This is a genomic window from Kaistia geumhonensis (assembly GCF_030815145.1).
Taxonomy (GTDB): Bacteria; Pseudomonadota; Alphaproteobacteria; order Rhizobiales; family Kaistiaceae; genus Kaistia; species Kaistia geumhonensis.
The window spans coordinates 3,666,352-3,686,953 of record NZ_JAUSWJ010000001.1; the positions used below are offsets into that span (position 1 = coordinate 3,666,352).

Genomic DNA, 20,602 nt, shown 5'->3' on the forward strand with positions numbered 1-20,602 from the left:
CGCCCGATGCGACAGGGAGGGACAGCCGCCGCGGGAGGAGGGCCTCCGAGCAAGGAGGGATGGAATGCGATGCCATGGTGCCCTTCCACACGCCGCGCCTGCACGAAGGCCGAACGCAGTTCGTCAGTTACGAAAAAGACCGTTCGGCCGGATGCACGGGAATCAGGCCATCTCGTCCGACTGTCCGGGAGGAGGAGAGCACACGCAATCGCATCGAGACGAAACGATGCGATCGTCACATCGGCGCAACATCGGTGTATCGCGATGGGAACGCGAGGCGGCAAAGAACGCGTCGGCCGGCTCGCTGACTTGCCAGAGGGCGAGCGCCTGAAACGGGGCTTCGGTCGCATTGGTACGGTCGATCGCGCGGCCTGAAGTCGGGAGGATCAACCAGGGCGAAAAAGGGGGGGCGATCGTCCAGCGCCCTGCCTAACCCCGGCAAGGCTCAAGCGATTTCCAGGTCTTGGAAAATGAAAGTGGCGGAGAGGGGGAGATTCGAACTCCCGATACCCTTGCGAGTATGCCGCATTTCGAGTGCGGTGCAATCGACCACTCTGCCACCTCTCCGCGGTGGCGCCGTTCGCGCGATGGGGTGAATACATGGACGCGGCGGCTCTTGCAAGGCCCGCCGCGCTGCTTCCCCAGCCATTCGGGGCGAAGGCGGCGCGGCGCCTTCGCCTGTTGGCCACAGCGGCTCTCGGCAGGCCGAATCCGTTTCGGCCCGCGGAGCCTCAGGCCGCTGCGCCGAGGCCGGTGAGCATCGCGCGGACGAGGCCGACTTCGTCGTCGTTCACACCATGGCCGGAGCCGGGATAGATGCGCTTCGTCACGAGAGCGCCGCTCTTCGCAAAGCGGTCGGCCGAAGCCTCGACGCGGGCGAGCGGGATATGGGCGTCGCGCTCGGAGCAGCCGAAGAGGACCGGGGTGCCGGCGAGGGCGGCGTCGCCCTGCCAGAGCTCCGCGTCGGCGCCGATCAGCCCGCCGGACAGCGCGACCACGCCGCCATAGCGGCGCGGCCGGCGCGCGGCCGATTCAAGCGCCAGGCAGGCGCCCTGCGAGAAACCGAGCAGCACGATGCGGTCGTCGCCGAGCCCGGCGGCGTTGAGATCGTCGGCGAGCGTCGCGACGGTGGCGAGCGCGGAGGAAAGCGCCGGCTCGTTGACGGCGCGCGGCTCCATGAAGCGCTGCGGATACCAGACATTGCCCGCCGCCTCCGGGGCCAGGAAGGCGATGTCGCCAGCACGGAAATAGGCGGAGAGCGAGAGGATATCGGCGGCGCTGCCGCCGCGGCCGTGCAGCATGACGACGGCGCCGCGCGCCGCCTCGAGCGGGGCGCCGGCTGCGAGCACGGGGCGCCCGCCATGCGGAGCGCCGGCCCTGGTCGTGGTGAGGCTCATGATCGGATCATCCGGAAGAGGGGAGGGACGCGGCGGCCGGGTTGGCCGCCGCGCATTGATCGGGTCGTCGCCTAGTCCCCCAGCGGCTGCAGCCGGCTCTCGATCGAAGCGCGACGTGCCTCGAGGAAGGGCGGCAGCGACAGATGCTCGCCGAGCGTCTCCAGCGGCTCGTCGGCCGTGAAGCCGGGAACGTCGGTCGCGATCTCGAACAGGACGCCGTTCGGCTCGCGGAAATAGAGCGAGCGGAAATAGAAGCGCTCGACCTCGCCGGAGGAGGGGATGCGGAAGCCGCGCACCCGCTCCGCCCAGGCCGCGAGGCCGGCGTGATCCGGCGTGCGGAAGGCGACATGGTGCACGCCGCCCGCGCCCTCGCGGGCCGGGGCGAGGCCGGGCTCGACCGCGACATGGAGTTCGGCCGAGGGGCCGCCTTCGCCCATCTCGAAGACATGCACGGTGTCCGCCGAGATCGCGCTCACCGGATAGTCGCGGACCTTGCGCATGTTCATGACGCGGGTCAGCACCATCTCGGTCGGCGCCAGATCGGGCACGCTCATCGTGATCGGGCCGAGGCCGAGGATCTGGTGCTCCGGCGGCACGGTGCTCTTCGACCAGACATGCGGCGCCGGATTGCGCTCGTCGGCGACCAGCGACAGCCGCTGGCCCTCGGGGTCCTCGAAGGCGACCGTGAGGCGGCCGCTCGCCTCGCTCGGCTCGGAAACCTTGGCGCCGGACGCGACCAGATGGGCGTGCCACCACGGGATGCTGGCGGGCGAGACGCGGAAGCCGGTGCGGGTCACGGAATGCGTGCCGCGGCGGGCAGGCGCGGCCGGCCAGTCGAAGAAGGTGATGTCGGAGCCGGGCGTCGCGTCGCCGTCGCCGTAGAACAGGTGATAGGCGGTCGTGTCGTCCTGGTTCACGGTCTTCTTGACGAGGCGAAGGCCGAGCACGCGGGTATAGAAGTCGAGATTGCCGGGCGCGTTGGCCGTGATGGCGGTCAAATGGTGAAAGCCGCCGAGCGTCAGGTCGGTCATGGTTTTTGTCTCCCCATGCGTCGAATGTCTGACGCAAAGATCGTCATAGCGTCGCCGGTTGACAATCGGCCTCCCGGAACAAGGTTGTCTACCCCAGGTGGACAATCGCCGCGGCGATCCAGTCCTCCATCGCGCCGCGAGGCGGATCATGGCATGGATCGGAAAGCGGGGCGACGCGCGAGGGAGACGGCGATGGCGGTGGGAACCAAGGATTTCCTGTGGGGCGCGGCGAGCGCCGCCTTTCAGGTCGAGGGCGCCTGGCGCGCCGACGGCAAGGGCCTCAGCAACTGGGACGTCTGGACCAATGACGACAAGGTCACGCTGCCGCTGACCGGCAAGGTCGAGACGGGCAATGTCGCGATCAACGCCTATGACCGCACGCAATATCTCGCCGATATCGCGCTGATGCAGCAGCTCGGCCTCGACTGCTACCGCTTCTCCATCGCCTGGTCGCGCGTGCTGCCTGAGGGGACGGGGGCGGTCAATCCGGCCGGCATCGCGCATTATCAGCGCTTCTGCGACGACCTGATCGCCGCCGGCATCGAGCCGGTCGTGACGCTGTTCCATTGGGACCTGCCGCAGGCGCTGGAAGAGCAGGGCGGCTGGCACCGGCGCGAGTCGGTCGACTGGTATCGCGGCTATGCCCGCGTGGTACGGGAGGCGCTCGGCGCCCGCGTCTCGAAATACATCACCTTCAATGAGCCCTTCATCGACCTGATGCTGTTCCGGCCGATGATCGCCGCGATCAAGTCGGGCGGGACGGTGACCGAGGCGATGATGGCGCGGCAGGGCCTCGCGCTGCATCACTGGATGATGGCCAGTGCGATGACGATCGGCGATTTCCGCGCCGCCGGCTTCGACGGCACAATCGGGCTCGCTCTGCCGCTGATGCCGACGCTCAATGCGCGCGGCACCGACGAGGACGCGGCCGCCGCCGAGCGGGCTGACGCGATCATCAATCGCTGGTGCCTCGATGCGATGTTCAAGGGCCGCTATCCGGAGGCCGTGATGCGCATCATCGGCGGCCTCGATCCCGCCTTCCGCATCGCGGAGGAGGATTTCGCGGTGCTCGCGGCCAACCGCCCGGATTTCCTCGGCGTCAATTTCTATGCGCCGACCTATGTCGAGCACGATGCGTCGGCGCCGTTCGGCTTCCGCTGGCACGACACCAACCCCGATCCCGCGCCGCAGGCCTTCAACGGCCCGGTGCGGCCGGAATATCTCACCGCGCTGCTCGAGCGGATCCGCGACGACTACGGCAATCCGCCGGTCTACATCACCGAGAACGGCGCCGGCTTCGGCGAGGGCGACGAGGTGTTTCGCGACGGCATCGTCGCCGATCCGCTTCGCGCCGATTACATCGAGCGCCATGTCGAGGCGGCGCTCGAGGCGCGGGCGCGGGGCGTCGATCTCCGCGGCTACATGGTCTGGAGCCTCTTCGACAATTTCGAGTGGCTATGGGGCTATGGGCGGCGCTTCGGCATCGTCCATGTTGATTTCGAGACGCAGAAGCGCACGCCGAAGGAGAGCTTTGCCGCCTATCGCCGGCTGATCGCGCGCGGCGCCGGCGGCGGCGAGGCCGCATAGGGCGGCCGGCCGGCGTCTGGTGTCGCGGTTACTCTGGCGCAAGGGCCGGGCGCTGCTCGAATTCGCCGCAAGGCGCTTCCATGGACACCGCGGCGCGCAATCGCTACAAGGACCCCATCGTCAACAAGCGGAGCAGTGTCCGATCGCGTTGCACATCGAGGCGACGGACTCATGTTTCTATGGCACAAACCGAAGTGAAGGCCGACGCCGACAAGCCGGCCGCCGCGATCGTCCCCCGCGGGTTCGCGAAGCGCTGGCAGAATTTCCGGGCCTCGATGGCGGACCCGGACGGCACCGTCGCGATGATTTCGCGCATCCTGCGCGGCAACTACAAGGCGCACTGGAAGGGCTATTCCGTCTCCTTCGCGCTGCTGTTCGTGGTCGCCGGCATGACGTCGCTGTCCGCGTGGATCATGAGCGACGTCGTCAACCAGATCTTCGTGAAGCAGGACCGCGAGATGCTGGTCGTGCTCTCGACGGCGGTCATGATGATCTTCGTCGTGAAGGGGCTCGCGACCTACGGGCAGATCGTCATCCAGAGCCGCATCGGCAACCGCATCGTCGCGGAGAACCAGAAGCGCTTCTATGACCGCGTCCTGAAATTCGGCCTGAACTTCTTCAACGAGCGAGCCTCGGGCGAGCTCATCATGTCGATCACCGCGGGCGCGAACGGCATCCGCAGCGTCATCGACACGATCGTGCTCAGCGTCGGCCGCGATTTCGTGACGCTGATCGGCCTCGTCTTCGTGATGGTCTACCAGGCGCCGATCATGTCGGTGTTCGCGCTGCTGATCGCGCCGATCGCCATCATCGGCATCACCAAGCTCGTGAAGCGCATCCGCGGCATCGCCCGCGCCGAATTCACCTCCAGCATCATGATCATCTCCATGATCCAGGAGACGGTGCATGGCGCCAAGATCGTGAAGGCCTTCGGCCTCGGCGACCATATGCGCGGCCGCATGTCGGACGCGGTTCACGCCGTCGAGACGCGCGCCAACAAGATCGCCAAGCTGCAGGCGCGGACCAGCCCGCTGATGGAGACGCTCGGCGGCATCTCGATCGGTATCGTCATCTTCTATGCCGGCTGGAGCACGATCGCGGCCGGCAAGACGCCGGGCGAGTTCATGTCCTTCATCACGGCGCTGCTGCTCGCCTATGAGCCGGCCAAGCGCCTCGCCCGCGTCCAGGTCGGCCTTGCCGAGAGCCTCGTCGCAGTGAAGGCCCTGTTCGGCGTGCTCGACCATCCGATCAGCGTCACCGAGGCGGACGAGCATCCCCCGCTGGTGCTGAAGCGCGGCCGCATCGATGTCGACGACGTCTCCTTCGGCTACCGGGCCAACGAGGAGGTGCTGCACGGCATCACGCTCAGCGTCGACCAGGGCAAGCGCCTCGCCCTTGTCGGCCCGTCTGGCGGCGGCAAGTCGACCATCCTGTCGCTGATCCAGCGCTTCTACGACGTCAAGAAGGGCGCGATCCGCGTCGACGATCAGGATATCCGCACCGTCTCGATCGGCTCGCTGCGCCAGCACATCGCCTTCGTCAGCCAGGACGTGTTCCTGTTTTCCGGGTCGGTGCGCGACAATATCCGCATCGGCCGGCTCGATGCGACCGATGCCGAGGTCGAGGCGGCGGCGCGCGACGCCTTCGCGCACGAGTTCATCACGGCTCTCCCGAACGGCTATGACTCGACGGTCGGCGAGAATGGTGTCCAGCTGTCGGGCGGCCAGCGCCAGCGCGTCGCGATCGCCCGCGCGATCCTCAAGAACGCGCCGATCCTGCTGCTGGACGAGGCGACTTCCGCGCTCGATTCGGAGTCGGAGCGCATGATCCAGGCGGCGCTCGACCGGCTCGTCGAGGGCCGCACCACGATCGTCATCGCCCATCGCCTGGCGACGATCCTGAATTCCGACGAGATCGCGGTGATCGAGCATGGCCGCGTGCTCGAGCGCGGCACTCATGCCGAGCTCGTCCGCAAGGCGGGGCTCTACGAGAAGCTCTACCGCTACCAGTTCGCCGAAGACCCGACGCTGGAGCGCCAGAGCGCGTAAGAGGGGATTCACCCCCCTCTCCATCGCTCTCCGGCCCGTCTTTCCTCCAGAAGGGGGCGGGCCTGTGTGGGGCAGCTCGTCTCCGCTGCCCCTCGTCGTGTCGGTCCCCGTCCCATCGCTCTCCCGCGAGGCGGGAGAGCTGACGGGTCCGCCGCCGCTCAGAGCAGGCCGCGGCCGGCGAGGTTCTTCATCAGCGACGTGGTGCCGAAGGTCCATGGCTCGGCGTCCGAGGTCAGCACGACGCGGTTCGAGAGCTGGCCGAGCTTCGGCGCGCCGATGGTAACGATGTCGCCGATCTTGTGCGTGAAGCCCTGGCCGGGACCGCCGCGGTCCTGCACCGGTGCGAACATCGTGCCGAGATAAAGCACGAAGCCGTCCGGATACTGGTGGTTCTTGCCGACCGTCTGGCGGACGAGGTCCTCCGGATCGCGGCTGATCTTCGACATGGCGCTCGAACCTTCCATGCGGAAGCCGTCCTCGCCGGTCACCGTGAGGCTCACCTCGGTCGCCCGCACGTCGTCGAGCGAGAACGAGGCGTCGAAGAGGCGGATGAACGGGCCGACCGAGGCGCTGGCGTTGTTGTCCTTGGCCTTGGAGAGCAGCAGCGCCGAGCGGCCTTCGACATCGCGCAGGTTGACATCGTTGCCGAGCGCGGCGCCGACGATGCGGCCGCTCGACGAGACGACCAGCACCACTTCCGGCTCCGGATTGTTCCAGGTCGACATCGGGTGAATGCCGACCTCGGCGAGATGGCCGACGCTCGACATCGGCTGCGCCTTGGAGAAGATCTCCGCGTCGGGGCCGATGCCGACCTCGAGATATTGCGACCACATGCCCTTCTCGATGAGCAGCGCCTTCAGCGCCATCGCCTGCTCCGAGCCCGGCTTGAGCTTCGCGAGGTCGTCGCCGATCGTGGTCTGGATTTCCGAGCGGATCGCCGCGGCGCGTTCCGGCAGACCGCGGGCCTGCTCCTCGATGACGCGCTCCAGCATGGAGACGACGAAGGTGACGCCGGCCGCCTTCACCGCCTGCAGGTCGATCGGCGAGATCAGCCAGGGCTTCGAGGGGTCACGCGTCGCGCGCGGGGTGTTGGCGAGGAGGTCTGCGAGCGTGCCGATCGTCTCGCCCTCGGCGCCGCGCGCCCGGTAGGAAGGATCCTCGGCCTCGCAGAGGTCGCGCATGGTCAGGACTTCGCCGGTGATGTCGATCACGGCGTCGCCGCGCAGCACGACGACGGACGGGCCGTCGAGATCGGGGCGGAAGACGCGGCCGACCAGCGTTGCCTCGCCCGCATCTTGGGGCAGCGCGAAAGCAGGGGTCGTGTCGAGCGGCATCGAATGTTTCCTCGGTTCGTTTCTTGGGAGCCGACGCATGGCCGGAAAGTCGGGACCGGCAGCGTATAGCGCCTGTCCGCCCGTGCCAATGCGCGCCTCAACTCATCTGACAAGTTCGCGGCGGGACGGCTGCCGCTTTTCTGGTCGTCCGTGGCCGCGTGATGCCATGTCTGGCTAAATTGTATGCAATCGAGCAGAATTGTATGCAATGGCGCAGCGGCGCTGCTGTCCGCTTCGGGCGGGTCGCATCGCTCGCGCCCCAACCGCCTGAGCAGACGTTCGAATTTCGTAAGCGGTACCAATCGCTTGCGAAGAGATGTGCGAAATCGTCTGGCTCCGACGGCGCGCTTGGCACAGCAGTTGCGAAGATATCCCCGGGAGAACCCCGGCGCGCGAACACGCGGCGCCGAGACCTTTGCGATTGGGGAATCGTCCATGTCCAGCTTCCTGCTGTCCCGCAGAACCCTCTTGAAGAGCGCCGCCATCGGCTCGCTCGGTCTCACCACCGGCCTGCTGACGCAGCGCCCTGCCTTTGCCGAGGATCTCACCATCGGCATCATCTATGTCGGCCCGCGCGACGACTATGGCTGGAACCAGGCCCATGCGGTCGCCGCCAAGGCGCTGGCGCAGGTGCCGGGCGTCAAGGTCGTCGAGGAGGAGAACGTCCCCGAGACGATCGCCGTCGCCAAGACGATGGAATCGATGGTCGAGCTCGACGGCGCCGGCCTGATCTTCGCGACCTCGTTCGGCTATTATTCGCCCTTCATGCTGGATGCGGCGAAGAAGTATCCGGACGTCCAGTTCCGCCATGCGGCGCCGCTCTGGAAGGAGGGCGACCCGAAGAATGCCGGCAGCTATTTCGGCTATCTCGACCAGGCGCACTACGTGGACGGCGTCGCCGCCGGCCTCTCGACCAAGTCGAACAAGCTCGGCTTCGTCGCCGCCAAGCCGATCTCGACGGTGCTCTCCAACATCAACGCCTTCACGCTCGGCGCCCGCAGCGTCAACCCCAACGCGACGGTGCAGGTGATCTTCACCGGCGACTGGTCGATGCCCGTCCGCGAGGCGGAGGCCACCAACGCCCTCGTCGATGCCGGCTGCGACGTCATTACCTGCCATGTCGACAGCCCGAAGACCGTCATCCAGACCGCCGAGCAGCGCGGCGTGAAGAGCTGCGGCCACAACGCCTCGCAGGCCGATCTCGCGCCGAAGGGCTTCATCACCGGCGCCGAATACAAGTGGGAGACGATCTACAAGCAGTTCGCCGATACGCTCTCGAAGGGTGGCACGCTGCCGAACTTCCTCGCCGGCGGCTACGATCTCGACTTCGTGCAGAACACGCCCTACGGCGCCGGCGCGACGCCCGAGGCGATCAAGGCGGCCGATGCCGCCAAGGCCGATATGAAGGCCAAGAAGGCGATCTATGTCGGTCCGCTCAAGGACAACAAGGGCAACGAGGTCATCGCGGCCGGCGCCGAGCACGCGCCCTATGACCCGTGGATCGACCAGATCAACTTCCTCGTCGAAGGCGTGACGGGCTCCATCACCTGAGCGAATCCGGGCGGGCCGATACCCGCCCTCGCATCGTCGCTCCGGCTCCGGCCGGGGCGGCAGCCCCCCGCGGCATGGGCGCCGCGGCGACAGCGCGACTGGAGATCCTTCGATGGCGGATATCGCACAGCAGGATGGCGTACCGGCGATGGCCGGCGGCCTCGCCGAGACGATGGACCGGCTCCGACGATCCTCGGAATATGTCGTCATCCCGCTCTTCGCGCTGGTCGTGGCGGGTCTTCTCTTTTCCCTTTTCCTCCTCGCGCTTGGCCAGTCGCCGGCCATGTTCTTCTCGCTGCTGTGGAAGGGCGGTTTCGGCACGGCCTTTTCCTGGCAGAACACGCTGGTCCGCGCGGCGCCGCTCATCCTGACGGCGCTCTGCGTCGCCATTCCCGCCCGTCTCGGCCTCGTCATCATCGGCGGCGAGGGCGCGCTGGTGCTTGGCGCGTTCACGGGCGCCGTGGCGTCCATTCCGCTCGTCAATGCCGGCGCGCCGCCCTTTCTCGTGCTCGGCGGCATGCTCGTGACCTCGGTGGTGACCGGTGCCGTATGGATCGGAATCGTCGGGGCGCTCCGCCATTATCGCGGCATCAACGAGACGATCGCCTCGCTGCTGATGTCCTACATCGCCATCGCGATCATGAACTTCTTCGTCGAGGGCGCGCTGCGCGATCCCGGCAATCCCAACAAGCCGTCGACGCAGCCGATCGGCGAGGCCAACATGATCGGCGAGGTGCCGGGTCTTGGCGTCCATTGGGGTCTCCCGGTCGGCATTGTCGTCGCCGTGCTCCTCTGGGTGCTGATGAACCGGACGACCTTCGGCTTCGCCGCCCGCGTCACCGGCGGCAATGTCCGCGCCGCGCGGGCGCAGGGCCTTCCGGTCGGCAAGCTGATCGTCACCGCCTGCGCCATCGCCGGGGCCTGTGCCGGGCTTGCCGGCTTCTTCGAGGTCGCGGCCATCCAGGGCAAGGCCAATGCCTCGCTCGCCGCCGGCTACGGCTTCACCGGCATCCTCGTCGCCTTCCTCGCCCGCCAGAACCCGCTCGCGATCGTGCCGGTCGCGATCTTCCTCGGCGGCATCGCGGCGGCCGGCGGCCTCATCCAGCGGCGCATGGGCATGCCCGACGCCACGGTCCAGGTGCTGCAGGGGCTCATGTTCGTCGTGCTCCTAGTGAGCGAGACGCTCTATGGCCGCCTTCCCTTCTTCCGCCCGAAAGGAGACCGCCGATGAACGAGACCGATATCGGCTTCTGGGGCGTGCCGCTCGCCATGTTCGCCGGCGCGATCCGCGTCTCGACGCCCTTCCTGTTCGTCTCGCTCGGCGAATGCCTCACCGAGAAGTCGGGTCGCATCAATCTCGGCCTCGAGGGCACGCTCGTGTTCGGCGCGATGGCCGGCTATGCGATCGCCTATCTTTCCGGCTCGCCCTGGCTCGGCGTGCTGGCCGCCGGCATCTCGGGCTGCTTCTTCGGCGCGCTGCACGGCTATATCTGCAAGCTGCCGAAGGTGAACGATATCGCGATCGGCATCGCGATGATGCTGTTCGGCACCGGCCTCGCCTTCTTCTTCGGCAAGCCCTTCATCCAGCCGCAGGCGCCGCACCTTCCCTCGATCTCGCTCGGCGGCTGGTCCAGCCTGCCGCAGGTCCAGTCGGCGCTGGAGATCAACCCGCTGTTCTTCATCGGCGTGCTGCTCGCGGTCGTGATGTGGTGGGCGTTCAAGAACACGCGCTGGGGCCTCATCGTGCGCATGACGGGCGACAGCGCCGCGGCGGCGCGCGCGATGGGCTATTCGGTCGATCTCGTGCGCTTCCTCGCCACCACGGTCGGCGGCTTCTTCGCGGGCGTCGGCGGCGCGTTCCTGTCGCTCTATTATCCCGGCGCCTGGAGCGAGGGCCTTTCCTCGGGCCAGGGGCTGATGGCGGTGGCGCTCGTCATCTTCGCCCGATGGAACCCGCTCGCCTGCTTCGGTGCCGCGCTGCTCTTCGGCGCGGCCGGAGCGCTCGGGCCGGCGCTGCAATCGGTCGGCATCACGCAGGGCTACTACTTCTTCAACGCCGCCCCCTACCTGCTGACGCTCTTCATCATGATCGCCTCGGTCTCGCCCAAGCGTTCGCTGAAGGGCGCGCCGGGCGAGCTTTCCATCACCAAGTAGGAGTACAGCCATGAGCGGGGTTTGCCTGTGAGCGGTCTCGGCGGTCTCAACAAGTCGCCGAACGGCGTCGTCATCGGCCTCGTGCAGCTCCAGCTGCCGGTCACGGTCACGAAGGCGGATCTCGAGCGCCAGACGGCGCGGGTCGTCGAACTCGTGGGCAAGGCGCGGCGCAACAATGCCGGCATGGACCTCGTGGTCTTCCCGGAATATGCGCTGCACGGCCTTTCGATGGACACCAATCCCGAGATCATGTGCGATCTCGACGGGCCGGAGGTCGCCGCCTTCAAGGCGGCCTGCGCGGAGCACCGCATCTGGGGCTGCTTCTCGATCATGGAGCGGAATCCGGGCGGCAATCCCTACAATTCCGGCATCGTCATCGACGATACCGGCGCGCTGAAGCTCTACTATCGCAAGCTCCATCCCTGGGTCCCGGTCGAGCCCTGGGAGCCGGGCGATCTCGGCATTCCGGTCATCGACGGCCCGAAGGGTGCCAGGCTCGCGCTCATCATCTGCCATGACGGCATGTTCCCCGAGATGGCGCGCGAATGCGCCTACAAGGGCGCCGAGATCATGATCCGCACCGCCGGCTACACAGCGCCGATCCGCTCGGCCTGGCGCTTCACCAATCAGTCCAATTCCTTCTGCAACCTCATGGTGACGGCGAATGTCTGCATGTCGGGCTCCGACGGCACGTTCGATTCCATGGGCGAGGGGATGATCGTCAATTTCGACGGCGAGATCCTCGCCTCGGGCACCAGCGGGCGCCCGGACGAGATCATCACCGCCGAGGTCCGTCCCGATCTGGTGCGCGAGGCGCGCATCAACTGGGGCGTCGAGAACAACATCTACCAGTTCGGCCACCGCGCCTATGTCGCGGTGAAGGGCGGGGCGCAGGACTGCCCCTACAGCTACATGACCGACCTCGCGGCCGGCCGCTACCGCCTGCCCTGGGAGGATCAGGTCGTCCACACCGACGGCACGTCCTGCGGCTTCCCGGCGCCGACGCGCCGCTATGGCGAGAAATTCAGGGACGCTGCGGAGTAGGGATCATGACGGCCGAAACTCTCGACGAGCGCGTCGCCGCGGCCATGAAGCCGGGCGGGCGCACCATCGCCTCCGATCCCTACCCCTGGCCGTTCGACGGCGACCTTCGGCCCGAAAACACGGCGCTGATCGTCATCGACATGCAGGTCGATTTCTGCGCGCCGGGCGGCTACGTGGATTCGATGGGCTACGACATCTCGCAGACACGCGAGCCGATCGAGCCGATCCGCCGCGTGCTCGATGCGATGCGGGGCAGGGGCTATCACGTCATCCACACCCGCGAGGGGCACCGGCCCGACCTCGCCGACCTGCCCGCCAACAAGCGCTGGCGCTCGCAGCGGATCGGCGCGGGCATCGGCGACCAGGGACCGTGCGGCCGCATCCTGGTGCGTGGCGAGCCGGGCTGGGAGATCATCCCGGAGCTGCAGCCGATCGCGCGCGAGACGATCATCGACAAGCCCGGCAAGGGCTCCTTCGTCGCCACCGACCTCGAGCTCGTTCTGCGCCAGAAGGGCATCCGCAACATTGTGCTGACCGGCGTCACCACGGATGTCTGCGTCCACACGACGATGCGCGACGCCAACGATCTCGGTTACGAATGCGTGCTGCTTTCGGATTGCACGGCCGCGACCAAGCGGGAGAACCACCTCGCGGCGATCGACATGATCAAGATGCAGGGCGGCGTGTTCGGTGCCGTCGCCACCTCCGACGCCCTGATCGCGGGGCTGTGATGCGCTCGTCCGGAAATGCTCTCCCTGCTCCCCGATCCAGCCGGCCGTCAGGTCCGGCCGTGACACGGATCGGAGCGCTCCCGGAGCTTGCGCGGAGATGCCTCTCGTGACCCGCACCGCCTTCGTCCATCGCCTCGCCACATCCGCGCCCGACGATGTCTCGGCGCTCGAAGCCGCGCTCGGCGATGGCAGCATCGACGCAAGAGGCATCGTCGCCATTCTCGGCAAGACCGAGGGCAACGGCAATGTCAACGACTTCACCCGGGCCTTCGCGGTTCGAGCGCTCAAGGATGCGCTGCGGCCGCATCTGTCGCCGTCCGAGGTCGAGGCGGTTTCCTATGTGATGTCCGGCGGTACGGAAGGTGCGATGTCGCCCCACCTCGTCGTCTTCGGCCGCGGCGAAGCGGCCGCTGCGGGATCGTCGCCCGCACTCGCCGTCGGCGGCGCGCATACGCCCGACATGGCCTTCGAGGATCTCGGACGCCTCGGCCAGGTGCGCCTCGTCGCCGAGGGCGTGCGCGCCGCGATGCGCGACGCCGGCATCGACGATCCGGCCGACGTGCATTTCGTGCAGATCAAATGCCCGCTGCTGACCGCCGAGCGGATCGCCGCCGTGGATGCGCGCGGCGGCAGCGTCGCGGTGCGCGACACGCTGAAATCCATGGGCCTGTCGCGCGGCGCCTCGGCGCTCGGCGTCGCTCTCGCGCTCGGCGAGATCGAGCCGGCGGCCATGACGGATGCCGTGATCGGCCGTGACCCGTCGCTGTGGTCGTCGCGGGCCTCGACCTCGGCCGGGGTCGAGCTCATGAACCACGAGATCGTCGTGATGGGCATGAGCGCGAAATGGTCTGGGCCGCTCGCCATCGACCATGCGGTGATGGCCGACGGCATCGACATCGAGCCGGTGCGCGCGGCGCTGCGGAGGCTCGGGCTTTCCGCCGACGGCCAGCTCTCGGCCGCCGAGCGCCCGGCGCTGGTGGCGCTGCTCGCCAAGGCCGAGGCGCCGTCGACGGGGCGGCTGCGCGGGCTCCGCCACACCATGCTCGACGATTCCGACATTTCGTCCACCCGCCATGCCCGCGCCTTCGTCGCCGGCAGCCTCGGCTCGCTTGTCGGCCATGCCGGCATCTATGTCTCGGGCGGCGCCGAGCATCAGGGCCCCGACGGCGGCGGCCCCGTCGCCGTCATCGTCGACCGCCGCCTCGTTCCCTCGTTCCCCGCATCAGGAGGTCCGCAATCATGAGCGCGCTGCCCGATCCTCATGCCGCGTCCGGCCGACGCGCCATCGAGTTGCAGACCATCGGCATGACCAAGATCTTCGGCTCGCTGGTGGCGCTCGAGGATGTCTCGATCCATGTGCGGCCCGGGACGCTGCATGCGCTGCTCGGCGAGAACGGCGCCGGCAAGTCGACACTCGTCAAATGCATCATGGGCTTCTACCAGCCGACGCGCGGCAGCGTGCTCATCAACGGCAAGGAGGAGATCATCGCCACCCCGCGCGATGCGCATGCGCACGGCATCGGCATGGTCTACCAGCATTTCACGCTGGTCCCCTCGCTGACGGCGGCGGAAAACCTCGTCATCTCGCGCGCCCATCCGCCGGCGGTGATCGACTGGCGGAAGGAGATCGCCGGGCTCGAGGCCTTCCTCGAGAAGATGCCGTTCAAGGTGCCGCTGCAGGTGCCGGTGGCCAGCCTTTCGGCCGGCGAGAAGCAGAAGCTGGAGATCCTCAAGCAGCTCTATCTCGACCAGCGCTTCCTGATCCTCGACGAGCCCACCTCGGTGCTGACGCCGGGCGAGGCCGACGAGGTGCTGGGCCTCCTGCGCGGCATGACCGAGGCGGGCGATCTCACCATCCTGATGATCAGCCACAAGTTCCGCGAGGTGACGGCCTATGCCGACGACGTCACGGTGCTGCGGCGCGGGCGCATGATCGGGGGTGGGCGCGTCGGCGAACTCACCGTCGACGACATGAGCCGCATGATGATCGGCGACACCAAGATCCGTGAACGTGCGGCGCGCAAGAGCTTCGAGGCCTCCAAGGTGACGCTGGAACTCGCCGGCGTCTGCGCGCTCGACGATGCCGGGCTGCCGGCGGTCGATGCCGTCAATCTGAAGGTCCATGCCGGCGAGATCGTGGGCATCGCCGGCGTCTCGGGCAACGGCCAGTCGGCGCTGATCGAGGTTCTATCCGGCCAGCGCGACATGTCCGAGGGCCAGCTCTTCATCGACGGTCAGGATTTCGTGCCGCAGCGCCAGCAGATGGCGAAATACAAGGTGTTCGGCCTGCCCGAGGAGCCGCTCAAGAATGCCGCCGTGCCGCGCATGACGGTTGCCGAGAACATCGCCTTCCGCTCCTTCGACGAGCCGCCGATCGCCTCGCGCTTCGGATTCATGTCACCGAAGCCGATGCGCAAGAAGGCGCGCGAACTCATCGCCGCCTATCGCGTCAAGACGCCGTCGACCGAGGAGCCGATCGAGAACCTCTCGGGCGGCAACGTCCAGCGCGCGATCCTGGCTCGCGAGCTTTCCGGCGAGGTGGAGGTGCTGATCGTCGCCAATCCCTGCTTCGGTCTCGACTTCGCCTCGGTGTCGGAAATCCGCTCGCAGATCATGGACCAGCGCAATCGCGGCGCCGCGGTGCTGCTCGTCTCGGAGGATCTCGACGAGGTGCTCGAACTCTCCGACCGCGTCGCGGTCATGTCGGGGGGCGGCATCCATTACGTCGTCCCGATCGCCGAAGCCGACCGCAACGCGATCGGCAAGGCCATGGCGGGGCATTGAGGATGATCACCGTCGCCGCCGAGCCGTTCGCCTACAGTTTCCCGCCGGGCAAGACGGCGCTCATCGTGATCGACATGCAGCGTGACTTCGTGGAGCCCGGCGGCTTCGGCGAGACGCTTGGCAACGACGTGTCGTTGCTGCAGGCCATCGTCCCGACCGTCGCCGCTCTGCTCGATCTCTTCCGCCGCAAGGGCTGGATGGTCATCCACACCCGCGAAGGCCACAAGCCCGACCTCTCGGACCTGCACCCGGCCAAGCGCGACCGCGGCAATCCGAGCCTCAGGATCGGCGATCCGGGTCCGATGGGTCGCATCCTCGTTCATGGCGAGCCGGGCCATGACATCATCGCCGAGAACGAGCCGGTACCGGGCGAACTCGTCATCGACAAGCCGGGCAAGGGCTCGTTCTACAACACGCCGCTCGAGGCGCATCTCAAGGCGAACGGCATCACCCATCTCGTCGTCGCCGGCGTCACCACCGAGGTCTGCGTGCAGACGACGCTGCGCGAGGCGAACGATCGCGGCTACGAGTGCCTGCTGATCGAGGACGCGACGGAAAGCTACTTCCCGGCCTTCAAGCAGGCGACGCTGGACATGATCCGCGCGCAGGGCGCGATCGTCGGCTGGACGGCGCCGCTCGCCGCCCTCGAGGCGGCTGTCGGGCCATGAGCGAAGGAATGCCGATGAAGGAATTCGACGCCGCCGCGCATGTCGAGCATATGGCCGATCTGCTCGGCCTCGCCATCGATCCGGCCTGGAAGGAGGGCGTCGTCGCCAATATGGCGGCGACCGCGCGCATGGCGGGGATCGTCGCCGCCGTTCCGCTCGACGAGACCGTCGAGCCGGCCATGGTGTTCGAGCCGTGACGACCTCCGACATCCTGGCCCGTCCGGGCCATGCCATCGCCGACGACGTGAATGCGCGGCGTCTCTCGGCCCGAGCGGTCGCCGAGGCGGCGCTCGCCGCGATCGCAGCGGGCAACGAGGCGCTCGGCGCCTTCACCGACGTCACGGCCGAACGCGCGCTCGCCGAGGCCGACCGCGTCGATGCGCGTGTCGCGGCCGGCGAGAGCCTGCCGCTCGCCGGTGTGCCTTATTCCGTCAAGAACCTCTTCGACGTCGAAGGCATCGCCACGAGAGCGGGCTCGAAGATCAATCGCGACCGGCCGCCCGCGGCCCGCGACGCGGCCCTCATCGAGCGGATGACGGTGGCCGGCGCCGTGCTCGTCGGCGCGGTCAATATGGGCGAATATGCCTATGACTTCACCGGCGAGAACGCGCATGACGGCGCCTCGCGCAATCCGCATGATCCGGGCCGGATGTCGGGCGGCTCATCGGGTGGCTCGGGTACGTCGGTCGCCGCCGGGATGGCGGCGCTCTCGCTCGGTTCCGATACCAACGGCTCCATCCGCGTCCCGGCCTCCTTCTGCGGCCTTTACGGACTGAAGCCGACCTTCGGCCGCCTGTCGCGGGCGCGGACCTTTCCCTTCGTGCACAGCCTCGATCATCTGGGGCCGCTGGCGCGCAGCCCGCGCGATCTCGCGCTGGTGCTCGATGCGCTTCAGGGGCCCGACGCCGATGATCCGGCGCTGATCGACCGCCCGCCCGTTGCTGCCGTAGACGCGCTGGATGGGGGAACCGGCGATCTCCGTATTGCCGTCGCGGGTGGCTATTTCCGTGCCGGCGCGGGGCCGGAGGCGCTCGCCGCCGTCGCCCATGTCGCCGAGGCCCTGGGGGCGACGCGCGAGGTCGATATTCCGATCGCGGCGGCGGCGCGGTCGGCGGCCTATCTCATCACCACGAGCGAATCCTCGGCGCTGCATCTCGATCGCCTGCGTAGCCGCGCGGGCGATTTCGACCCCGACACGCGCGACCGCTTCCTCTCCGGTGCCATGGTTCCGGCGCCCTGGTATCTCGCCGCGCAGCGTCTCCGCGCGGCGGCCAAGGCTGCCTTCGCTTCGCTGTTCGAGACGGTGGACGTGATCCTCGCGCCGGCGACGCCGTTCCCGGCGCTCAAGTCCGGCACGCGGATGGTGGAGATCGGCGGCGCGACGCTGCCCGCGCGCCCGAATATCGGTATCTTCACCCAGCCGATCAGCTTCGTCGGGCTGCCCGTGGTGGCGGTTCCGGTGTGGCTGCCGGGCGCCGCCCTGCCGATCGGCGTGCAGGTCGTCGCCCCCGCCTGGCGCGAGGATATCGCGCTGCGCGTCGCCGAAGCCCTGCACCAGTCCGGCGCGACCTCCGCGCCGGTCGCCGCCCTGACGTGAACGAGCGAATGATCAACGAGACCGAAACGAGCGCCCGCTGGGCGGGCCGCAACAACGACAAGGACCGGCTTCGCGACCGGATCTGGGGCAAGCTGATGAGCGACGGCGTCAATGTCGGCCCCGTCGACAGCCGCATCCCGAATTTCGCCGGCGCCGATCTCGCCGCGCTGCATCTCTCGCGGCTCGACGCGTGGAAGAATGCGAAGGTCGTGAAGTGCAATCCCGATCCGCCGCAGATCCCGGTGCGCCTGCGCGCCCTCTATGACGGCAAGATCCTCTACGCCCCGGTCCCCGAACTGACCAAGGGCTTCCCCTTCGTGCGGCTCGATCCGGCCGTGCTGGAGGCCAGGGGCGTCCAGTTCGAGCTCGCTGCCACGTCGCAGGGCTTCGTCGAGCATGGCCAGCCGGTCGAGTTCGAGGAGATGGAGCCGCTCGATTTCGTCGTGGTCGGCTGCGTCGCGGTCAGCCGGGCCGGTGGCCGCACCGGGAAGGGCGGCGGCTTCGCCGATCTCGAGCTCGGCATTTTCCGCGAGCTCGGCAAGGTGACGCCGACCACCCCCGTGGCGACGACCGTTCACACCGTCCAGCTCGTCGACGACGTGCTGCTGCCGATGCTCGCCCATGATTCCCCGCTCGACTACATCGCGACCGAGCAGGGCGTCATCGAGACGAAGACGGCGATGACGCGGCCGACCGGTGTCGCCTGGGACTTCGTGCAGGCCGACCAGTACGCATCGATCCCGTTCCTGAACGATCTTCGGGCGCGGATCGAGGCCAGGCAGGCGTGAGGGCGGCGGCGTGACCATCGAGATCGATCATCCCGAGACAAGGGCCGAGCTCCAGGCGGCGTTCATGCGCTACGAGACGGCGCTGGTCGAGAACGATGTCGCCGTGCTCGACGAGCTCTTCCTCGTCGCACCCACCACGATCCGCTACGGCGGCGGCGAGAATCTGTACGGCTATGCCGAGATCGCCGCCTTCCGATCCGCGCGGTCGCCGGCGGGCCTCGCGCGGCGGCTGGATCGCACGGTCATCACCACCTATGGCCGCGACTTCGGCGTCGCCTCGACGCTGTTCTACCGCGACAGCGCGCCCGGCAAGGTGGGCCGCCAGATGCAGACCTGGGTGAAGACGGTCGCCGGCTGGCGCGTCGCCGCGGCGCATGTGAGCATCATTCCGGATCCGGCCGGCGGGGAAAAGACGTGACCGCGCGGGCGGCCGGGACAAGGGAAGCGCCCGTCCGCCGCACGCGGACCGAAGACCTGCGCGTGCAACTTGCCGACGAGATCGTCCGTGGCGTCTTCGCGCCCGGCGACGCCCTCGACGAAAGCGGCCTTGCCGCGCGCTACGGCGTCTCGCGCACACCCGTGCGCGAGGCACTGCGCCAGCTGTCGTCGAGCGGGCTCGTGGAGATCCGCCCGCATCGCGGCGCCATCGTCACGCGCCCGTCCGAGGCGCGGCTGATGGAAATGTTCATCGTGATGGCCGAACTGGAGAGCCTCTGCGCCGGGCTGGCGGCCGAGGCGATGAGCCTTCTCGAGCGGCGCGAGCTGGAACGTCTGCACCGGGCGCTCGGCGAACTCGTGAAGTCCGGCGATCCCGCCCGCTATGCCGAGGCCAACGAGCGCTTCCACAGCGCGATCTATGCCGGCGCGCATAACGGCTATCTGTCCGAACTGACGCTCGCGACCCGCGCGCGGCTGGCGCCGTTCCGCCGGGCGCAGTTCCGCCGCATCGGCCGGCTGGCGCTCTCCTTCGACGAGCACGACCGGGTGGTCGAGGCGATCCTGCGCGGCGATCGCGATCTCGCCACGCGGGCGATGCGCGAGCATATCGGCACGGTCAAGGAAGCCTTCGACCGCTTCATGGAAGGGCGCTGACCCTCGCCCCGTCCTGCCCGGCGCGCGGGCGGCGATCCGTCGCGTTTTGTTTTCCCTCTCCCGACTGTTGAGTTGAAGCCCGCCTTACCTATGGTAGGAGCCGGAACGGCACGGCGGTTGGCCGGGGCCAGAAACCGAATCACGGGAGGCGAGGATGGCGTCTGAAGTGCGCGACGATGACGGCGAGACGAGCTACGAGGTCCGCGAGGTCGTCGCGGTCTTCGACAGCGAGAAGGCGCTTCAGGCCTCCGTCGACGACCTCATCGCCGCCGGTCTCGAGCGGGAGGACATGAGCGTCCTCGCCGATCCGGGCAAGCTCGCCGAGCTCGGCGTGCCGGTCTCCGGCATCGAGGACGATCCCAAGGCCGCGCGGGCCGCCTATATGCCGTCCGAGACACGGGCCGAGGAAGCGACCGCGCTCGTCGGCGCGCCGGCGCTGATCGTCGGCCTCGGCGCGGCGCTGGCGGCTGGCACGGCCGGCCTTTCGCTGATCCCGACGCTGGCGCTGACCGTCGGCGGCACGCTGGCCAGCGGCGGCGCCGGCATGCTGCTCGCGCGCTTCTTCGGTCATCGCCATGCCGACTTCATCGGCCGCCAGATCGAGGCCGGCGGCCTCGTGCTCTGGGTGCATTCGGCCGACAAGGGTGCGGACGCCAGCATCGTCGATATCGTCGCGAAGCACGGCGCCCGCGACATCCACCAGCATACGATCAAGCGCAGCTGGGGTGTCGACGACGTGCCGCTGCACGACTTCAATCCCGATCCGCTGGTCCGCGAGTAGTCGCCGCGGCGAAAG

19 protein-coding genes and 1 tRNA gene are annotated in these 20,602 nt (G+C 68.2%); 16 read left to right on the forward strand and 4 right to left on the reverse strand.

Annotation, left to right across the window (positions count from 1 at the left end; genetic code table 11):
- Positions 1-477: 477 nt before the first annotated feature.
- The 3 genes from QO015_RS17270 to QO015_RS17280 form a co-directional block, all read right to left on the reverse strand.
- Positions 478-567 (reverse strand) — tRNA-Ser (locus QO015_RS17270).
- Between the two features lie 164 nt (positions 568-731).
- Positions 732-1,397, reverse strand: coding sequence for an alpha/beta hydrolase (locus tag QO015_RS17275; RefSeq protein WP_266282702.1), 666 nt, complete (start codon positions 1,395-1,397; stop codon positions 732-734).
- 71 nt (positions 1,398-1,468) lie between these two features.
- Positions 1,469-2,428: a ring-cleaving dioxygenase gene (locus QO015_RS17280; protein ID WP_266282700.1), complete on the reverse strand. Its 960-nt coding sequence runs from the start codon at positions 2,426-2,428 to the stop codon at positions 1,469-1,471.
- Positions 2,429-2,620: 192 nt separating this feature from the next.
- On the opposite strand from QO015_RS17280, the gene QO015_RS17285 reads away from it, so the two are divergent.
- Positions 2,621-4,015 carry a glycoside hydrolase family 1 protein gene (locus QO015_RS17285; RefSeq protein WP_266282698.1) on the forward strand — a complete coding sequence of 465 codons (1,395 nt, stop codon included), beginning with the start codon at positions 2,621-2,623 and terminating at the stop codon, positions 4,013-4,015.
- Between the two features lie 179 nt (positions 4,016-4,194).
- On the forward strand, positions 4,195-6,063 hold the full coding sequence (locus tag QO015_RS17290; RefSeq protein ID WP_266282697.1) for an ABC transporter ATP-binding protein: 1,869 nt from the start codon (positions 4,195-4,197) through the stop codon (positions 6,061-6,063).
- A gap of 158 nt (positions 6,064-6,221) precedes the next feature.
- Here QO015_RS17290 and QO015_RS17295 read toward each other — a convergent pair whose 3' ends face one another.
- Complete coding sequence (locus QO015_RS17295) at positions 6,222-7,397, reverse strand: fumarylacetoacetate hydrolase family protein (protein WP_266282696.1); 1,176 nt, start codon at positions 7,395-7,397, stop codon at positions 6,222-6,224.
- Between the two features lie 435 nt (positions 7,398-7,832).
- On the opposite strand from QO015_RS17295, the gene QO015_RS17300 reads away from it, so the two are divergent.
- The 14 genes from QO015_RS17300 (at position 7,833) to QO015_RS17365 (ending at position 20,587) form a co-directional block, all read left to right on the forward strand.
- Entirely contained in the window at positions 7,833-8,948 is a 1,116-nt protein-coding gene (locus QO015_RS17300) for a BMP family ABC transporter substrate-binding protein (protein ID WP_266282695.1), read from the forward strand.
- Positions 8,949-9,060: 112 nt separating this feature from the next.
- On the forward strand, positions 9,061-10,179 hold the full coding sequence (locus QO015_RS17305) for an ABC transporter permease (RefSeq protein ID WP_370877429.1): 1,119 nt from the start codon (positions 9,061-9,063) through the stop codon (positions 10,177-10,179).
- Positions 10,176-11,102, forward strand: coding sequence for an ABC transporter permease (locus tag QO015_RS17310; protein ID WP_266282694.1), 927 nt, complete (start codon positions 10,176-10,178; stop codon positions 11,100-11,102). The genes QO015_RS17305 and QO015_RS17310 overlap by 4 nt, the downstream gene beginning before the upstream one ends.
- Before the next feature lie 27 nt (positions 11,103-11,129).
- Positions 11,130-12,146, forward strand: a complete 1,017-nt coding sequence (locus QO015_RS17315; protein WP_266283267.1) for a formamidase — start codon at positions 11,130-11,132, stop codon at positions 12,144-12,146.
- A gap of 44 nt (positions 12,147-12,190) precedes the next feature.
- Positions 12,191-12,877, forward strand: coding sequence for a biuret amidohydrolase (gene biuH, locus QO015_RS17320; RefSeq protein ID WP_266283265.1), 687 nt, complete (start codon positions 12,191-12,193; stop codon positions 12,875-12,877).
- Positions 12,878-12,974: 97 nt separating this feature from the next.
- Positions 12,975-14,120 (forward strand): cyanuric acid amidohydrolase, encoded by a 1,146-nt coding sequence (atzD, locus tag QO015_RS17325; protein WP_266282693.1) that lies wholly within the window; start codon positions 12,975-12,977, stop codon positions 14,118-14,120.
- On the forward strand, positions 14,117-15,661 hold the full coding sequence (locus tag QO015_RS17330) for an ABC transporter ATP-binding protein (protein WP_266282692.1): 1,545 nt from the start codon (positions 14,117-14,119) through the stop codon (positions 15,659-15,661). Before atzD ends, QO015_RS17330 begins: the two co-directional genes overlap by 4 nt.
- A gap of 2 nt (positions 15,662-15,663) precedes the next feature.
- On the forward strand, positions 15,664-16,329 hold the full coding sequence (locus QO015_RS17335) for a cysteine hydrolase family protein (RefSeq protein WP_266282691.1): 666 nt from the start codon (positions 15,664-15,666) through the stop codon (positions 16,327-16,329).
- Positions 16,330-16,343: 14 nt separating this feature from the next.
- Complete coding sequence (locus tag QO015_RS17340) at positions 16,344-16,526, forward strand: DUF4089 domain-containing protein (RefSeq protein WP_266282690.1); 183 nt, start codon at positions 16,344-16,346, stop codon at positions 16,524-16,526.
- Positions 16,523-17,926, forward strand: coding sequence for an AtzE family amidohydrolase (locus tag QO015_RS17345; protein WP_266282689.1), 1,404 nt, complete (start codon positions 16,523-16,525; stop codon positions 17,924-17,926). The genes QO015_RS17340 and QO015_RS17345 overlap by 4 nt, the downstream gene beginning before the upstream one ends.
- Before the next feature lie 8 nt (positions 17,927-17,934).
- On the forward strand, positions 17,935-18,714 hold the full coding sequence (locus QO015_RS17350) for a 5-formyltetrahydrofolate cyclo-ligase (protein ID WP_266282688.1): 780 nt from the start codon (positions 17,935-17,937) through the stop codon (positions 18,712-18,714).
- Positions 18,715-18,730: 16 nt separating this feature from the next.
- Positions 18,731-19,132 (forward strand): oxalurate catabolism protein HpxZ, encoded by a 402-nt coding sequence (gene hpxZ / locus QO015_RS17355; protein WP_266283263.1) that lies wholly within the window; start codon positions 18,731-18,733, stop codon positions 19,130-19,132.
- Complete coding sequence (locus QO015_RS17360) at positions 19,129-19,806, forward strand: GntR family transcriptional regulator (RefSeq protein ID WP_266282687.1); 678 nt, start codon at positions 19,129-19,131, stop codon at positions 19,804-19,806. Before hpxZ ends, QO015_RS17360 begins: the two co-directional genes overlap by 4 nt.
- Positions 19,807-19,960: 154 nt before the next feature.
- A complete protein-coding gene (locus tag QO015_RS17365) occupies positions 19,961-20,587 on the forward strand; it encodes a hypothetical protein (RefSeq protein WP_266282686.1) in 627 nt (208 codons plus the stop codon).
- The last annotated feature ends 15 nt before the right edge of the window (positions 20,588-20,602 follow it).

Bases quoted from the DNA above. Each gene is read 5' to 3' on its own strand.
- QO015_RS17275 (WP_266282702.1), bottom strand. From the start codon at position 1,397: ATGAGCCTCACCACGACCAGGGCCGGCGCTCCGCATGGCGGGCGCCCC.
- QO015_RS17280 (WP_266282700.1), bottom strand. From the start codon at position 2,428: ATGACCGACCTGACGCTCGGCGGCTTTCACCATTTGACCGCCATCACG.
- QO015_RS17285 (WP_266282698.1), top strand. From the start codon at position 2,621: ATGGCGGTGGGAACCAAGGATTTCCTGTGGGGCGCGGCGAGCGCCGCC.
- QO015_RS17290 (WP_266282697.1), top strand. From the start codon at position 4,195: ATGGCACAAACCGAAGTGAAGGCCGACGCCGACAAGCCGGCCGCCGCG.
- QO015_RS17295 (WP_266282696.1), bottom strand. From the start codon at position 7,397: ATGCCGCTCGACACGACCCCTGCTTTCGCGCTGCCCCAAGATGCGGGC.
- QO015_RS17300 (WP_266282695.1), top strand. From the start codon at position 7,833: ATGTCCAGCTTCCTGCTGTCCCGCAGAACCCTCTTGAAGAGCGCCGCC.
- QO015_RS17305 (WP_370877429.1), top strand. From the start codon at position 9,061: ATGGCGGATATCGCACAGCAGGATGGCGTACCGGCGATGGCCGGCGGC.
- QO015_RS17310 (WP_266282694.1), top strand. From the start codon at position 10,176: ATGAACGAGACCGATATCGGCTTCTGGGGCGTGCCGCTCGCCATGTTC.
- biuH (WP_266283265.1), top strand. From the start codon at position 12,191: ATGAAGCCGGGCGGGCGCACCATCGCCTCCGATCCCTACCCCTGGCCG.
- atzD (WP_266282693.1), top strand. From the start codon at position 12,975: ATGCCTCTCGTGACCCGCACCGCCTTCGTCCATCGCCTCGCCACATCC.
- QO015_RS17330 (WP_266282692.1), top strand. From the start codon at position 14,117: ATGAGCGCGCTGCCCGATCCTCATGCCGCGTCCGGCCGACGCGCCATC.
- QO015_RS17335 (WP_266282691.1), top strand. From the start codon at position 15,664: ATGATCACCGTCGCCGCCGAGCCGTTCGCCTACAGTTTCCCGCCGGGC.
- QO015_RS17340 (WP_266282690.1), top strand. From the start codon at position 16,344: ATGAAGGAATTCGACGCCGCCGCGCATGTCGAGCATATGGCCGATCTG.
- QO015_RS17350 (WP_266282688.1), top strand. From the start codon at position 17,935: ATGATCAACGAGACCGAAACGAGCGCCCGCTGGGCGGGCCGCAACAAC.
- QO015_RS17365 (WP_266282686.1), top strand. From the start codon at position 19,961: ATGGCGTCTGAAGTGCGCGACGATGACGGCGAGACGAGCTACGAGGTC.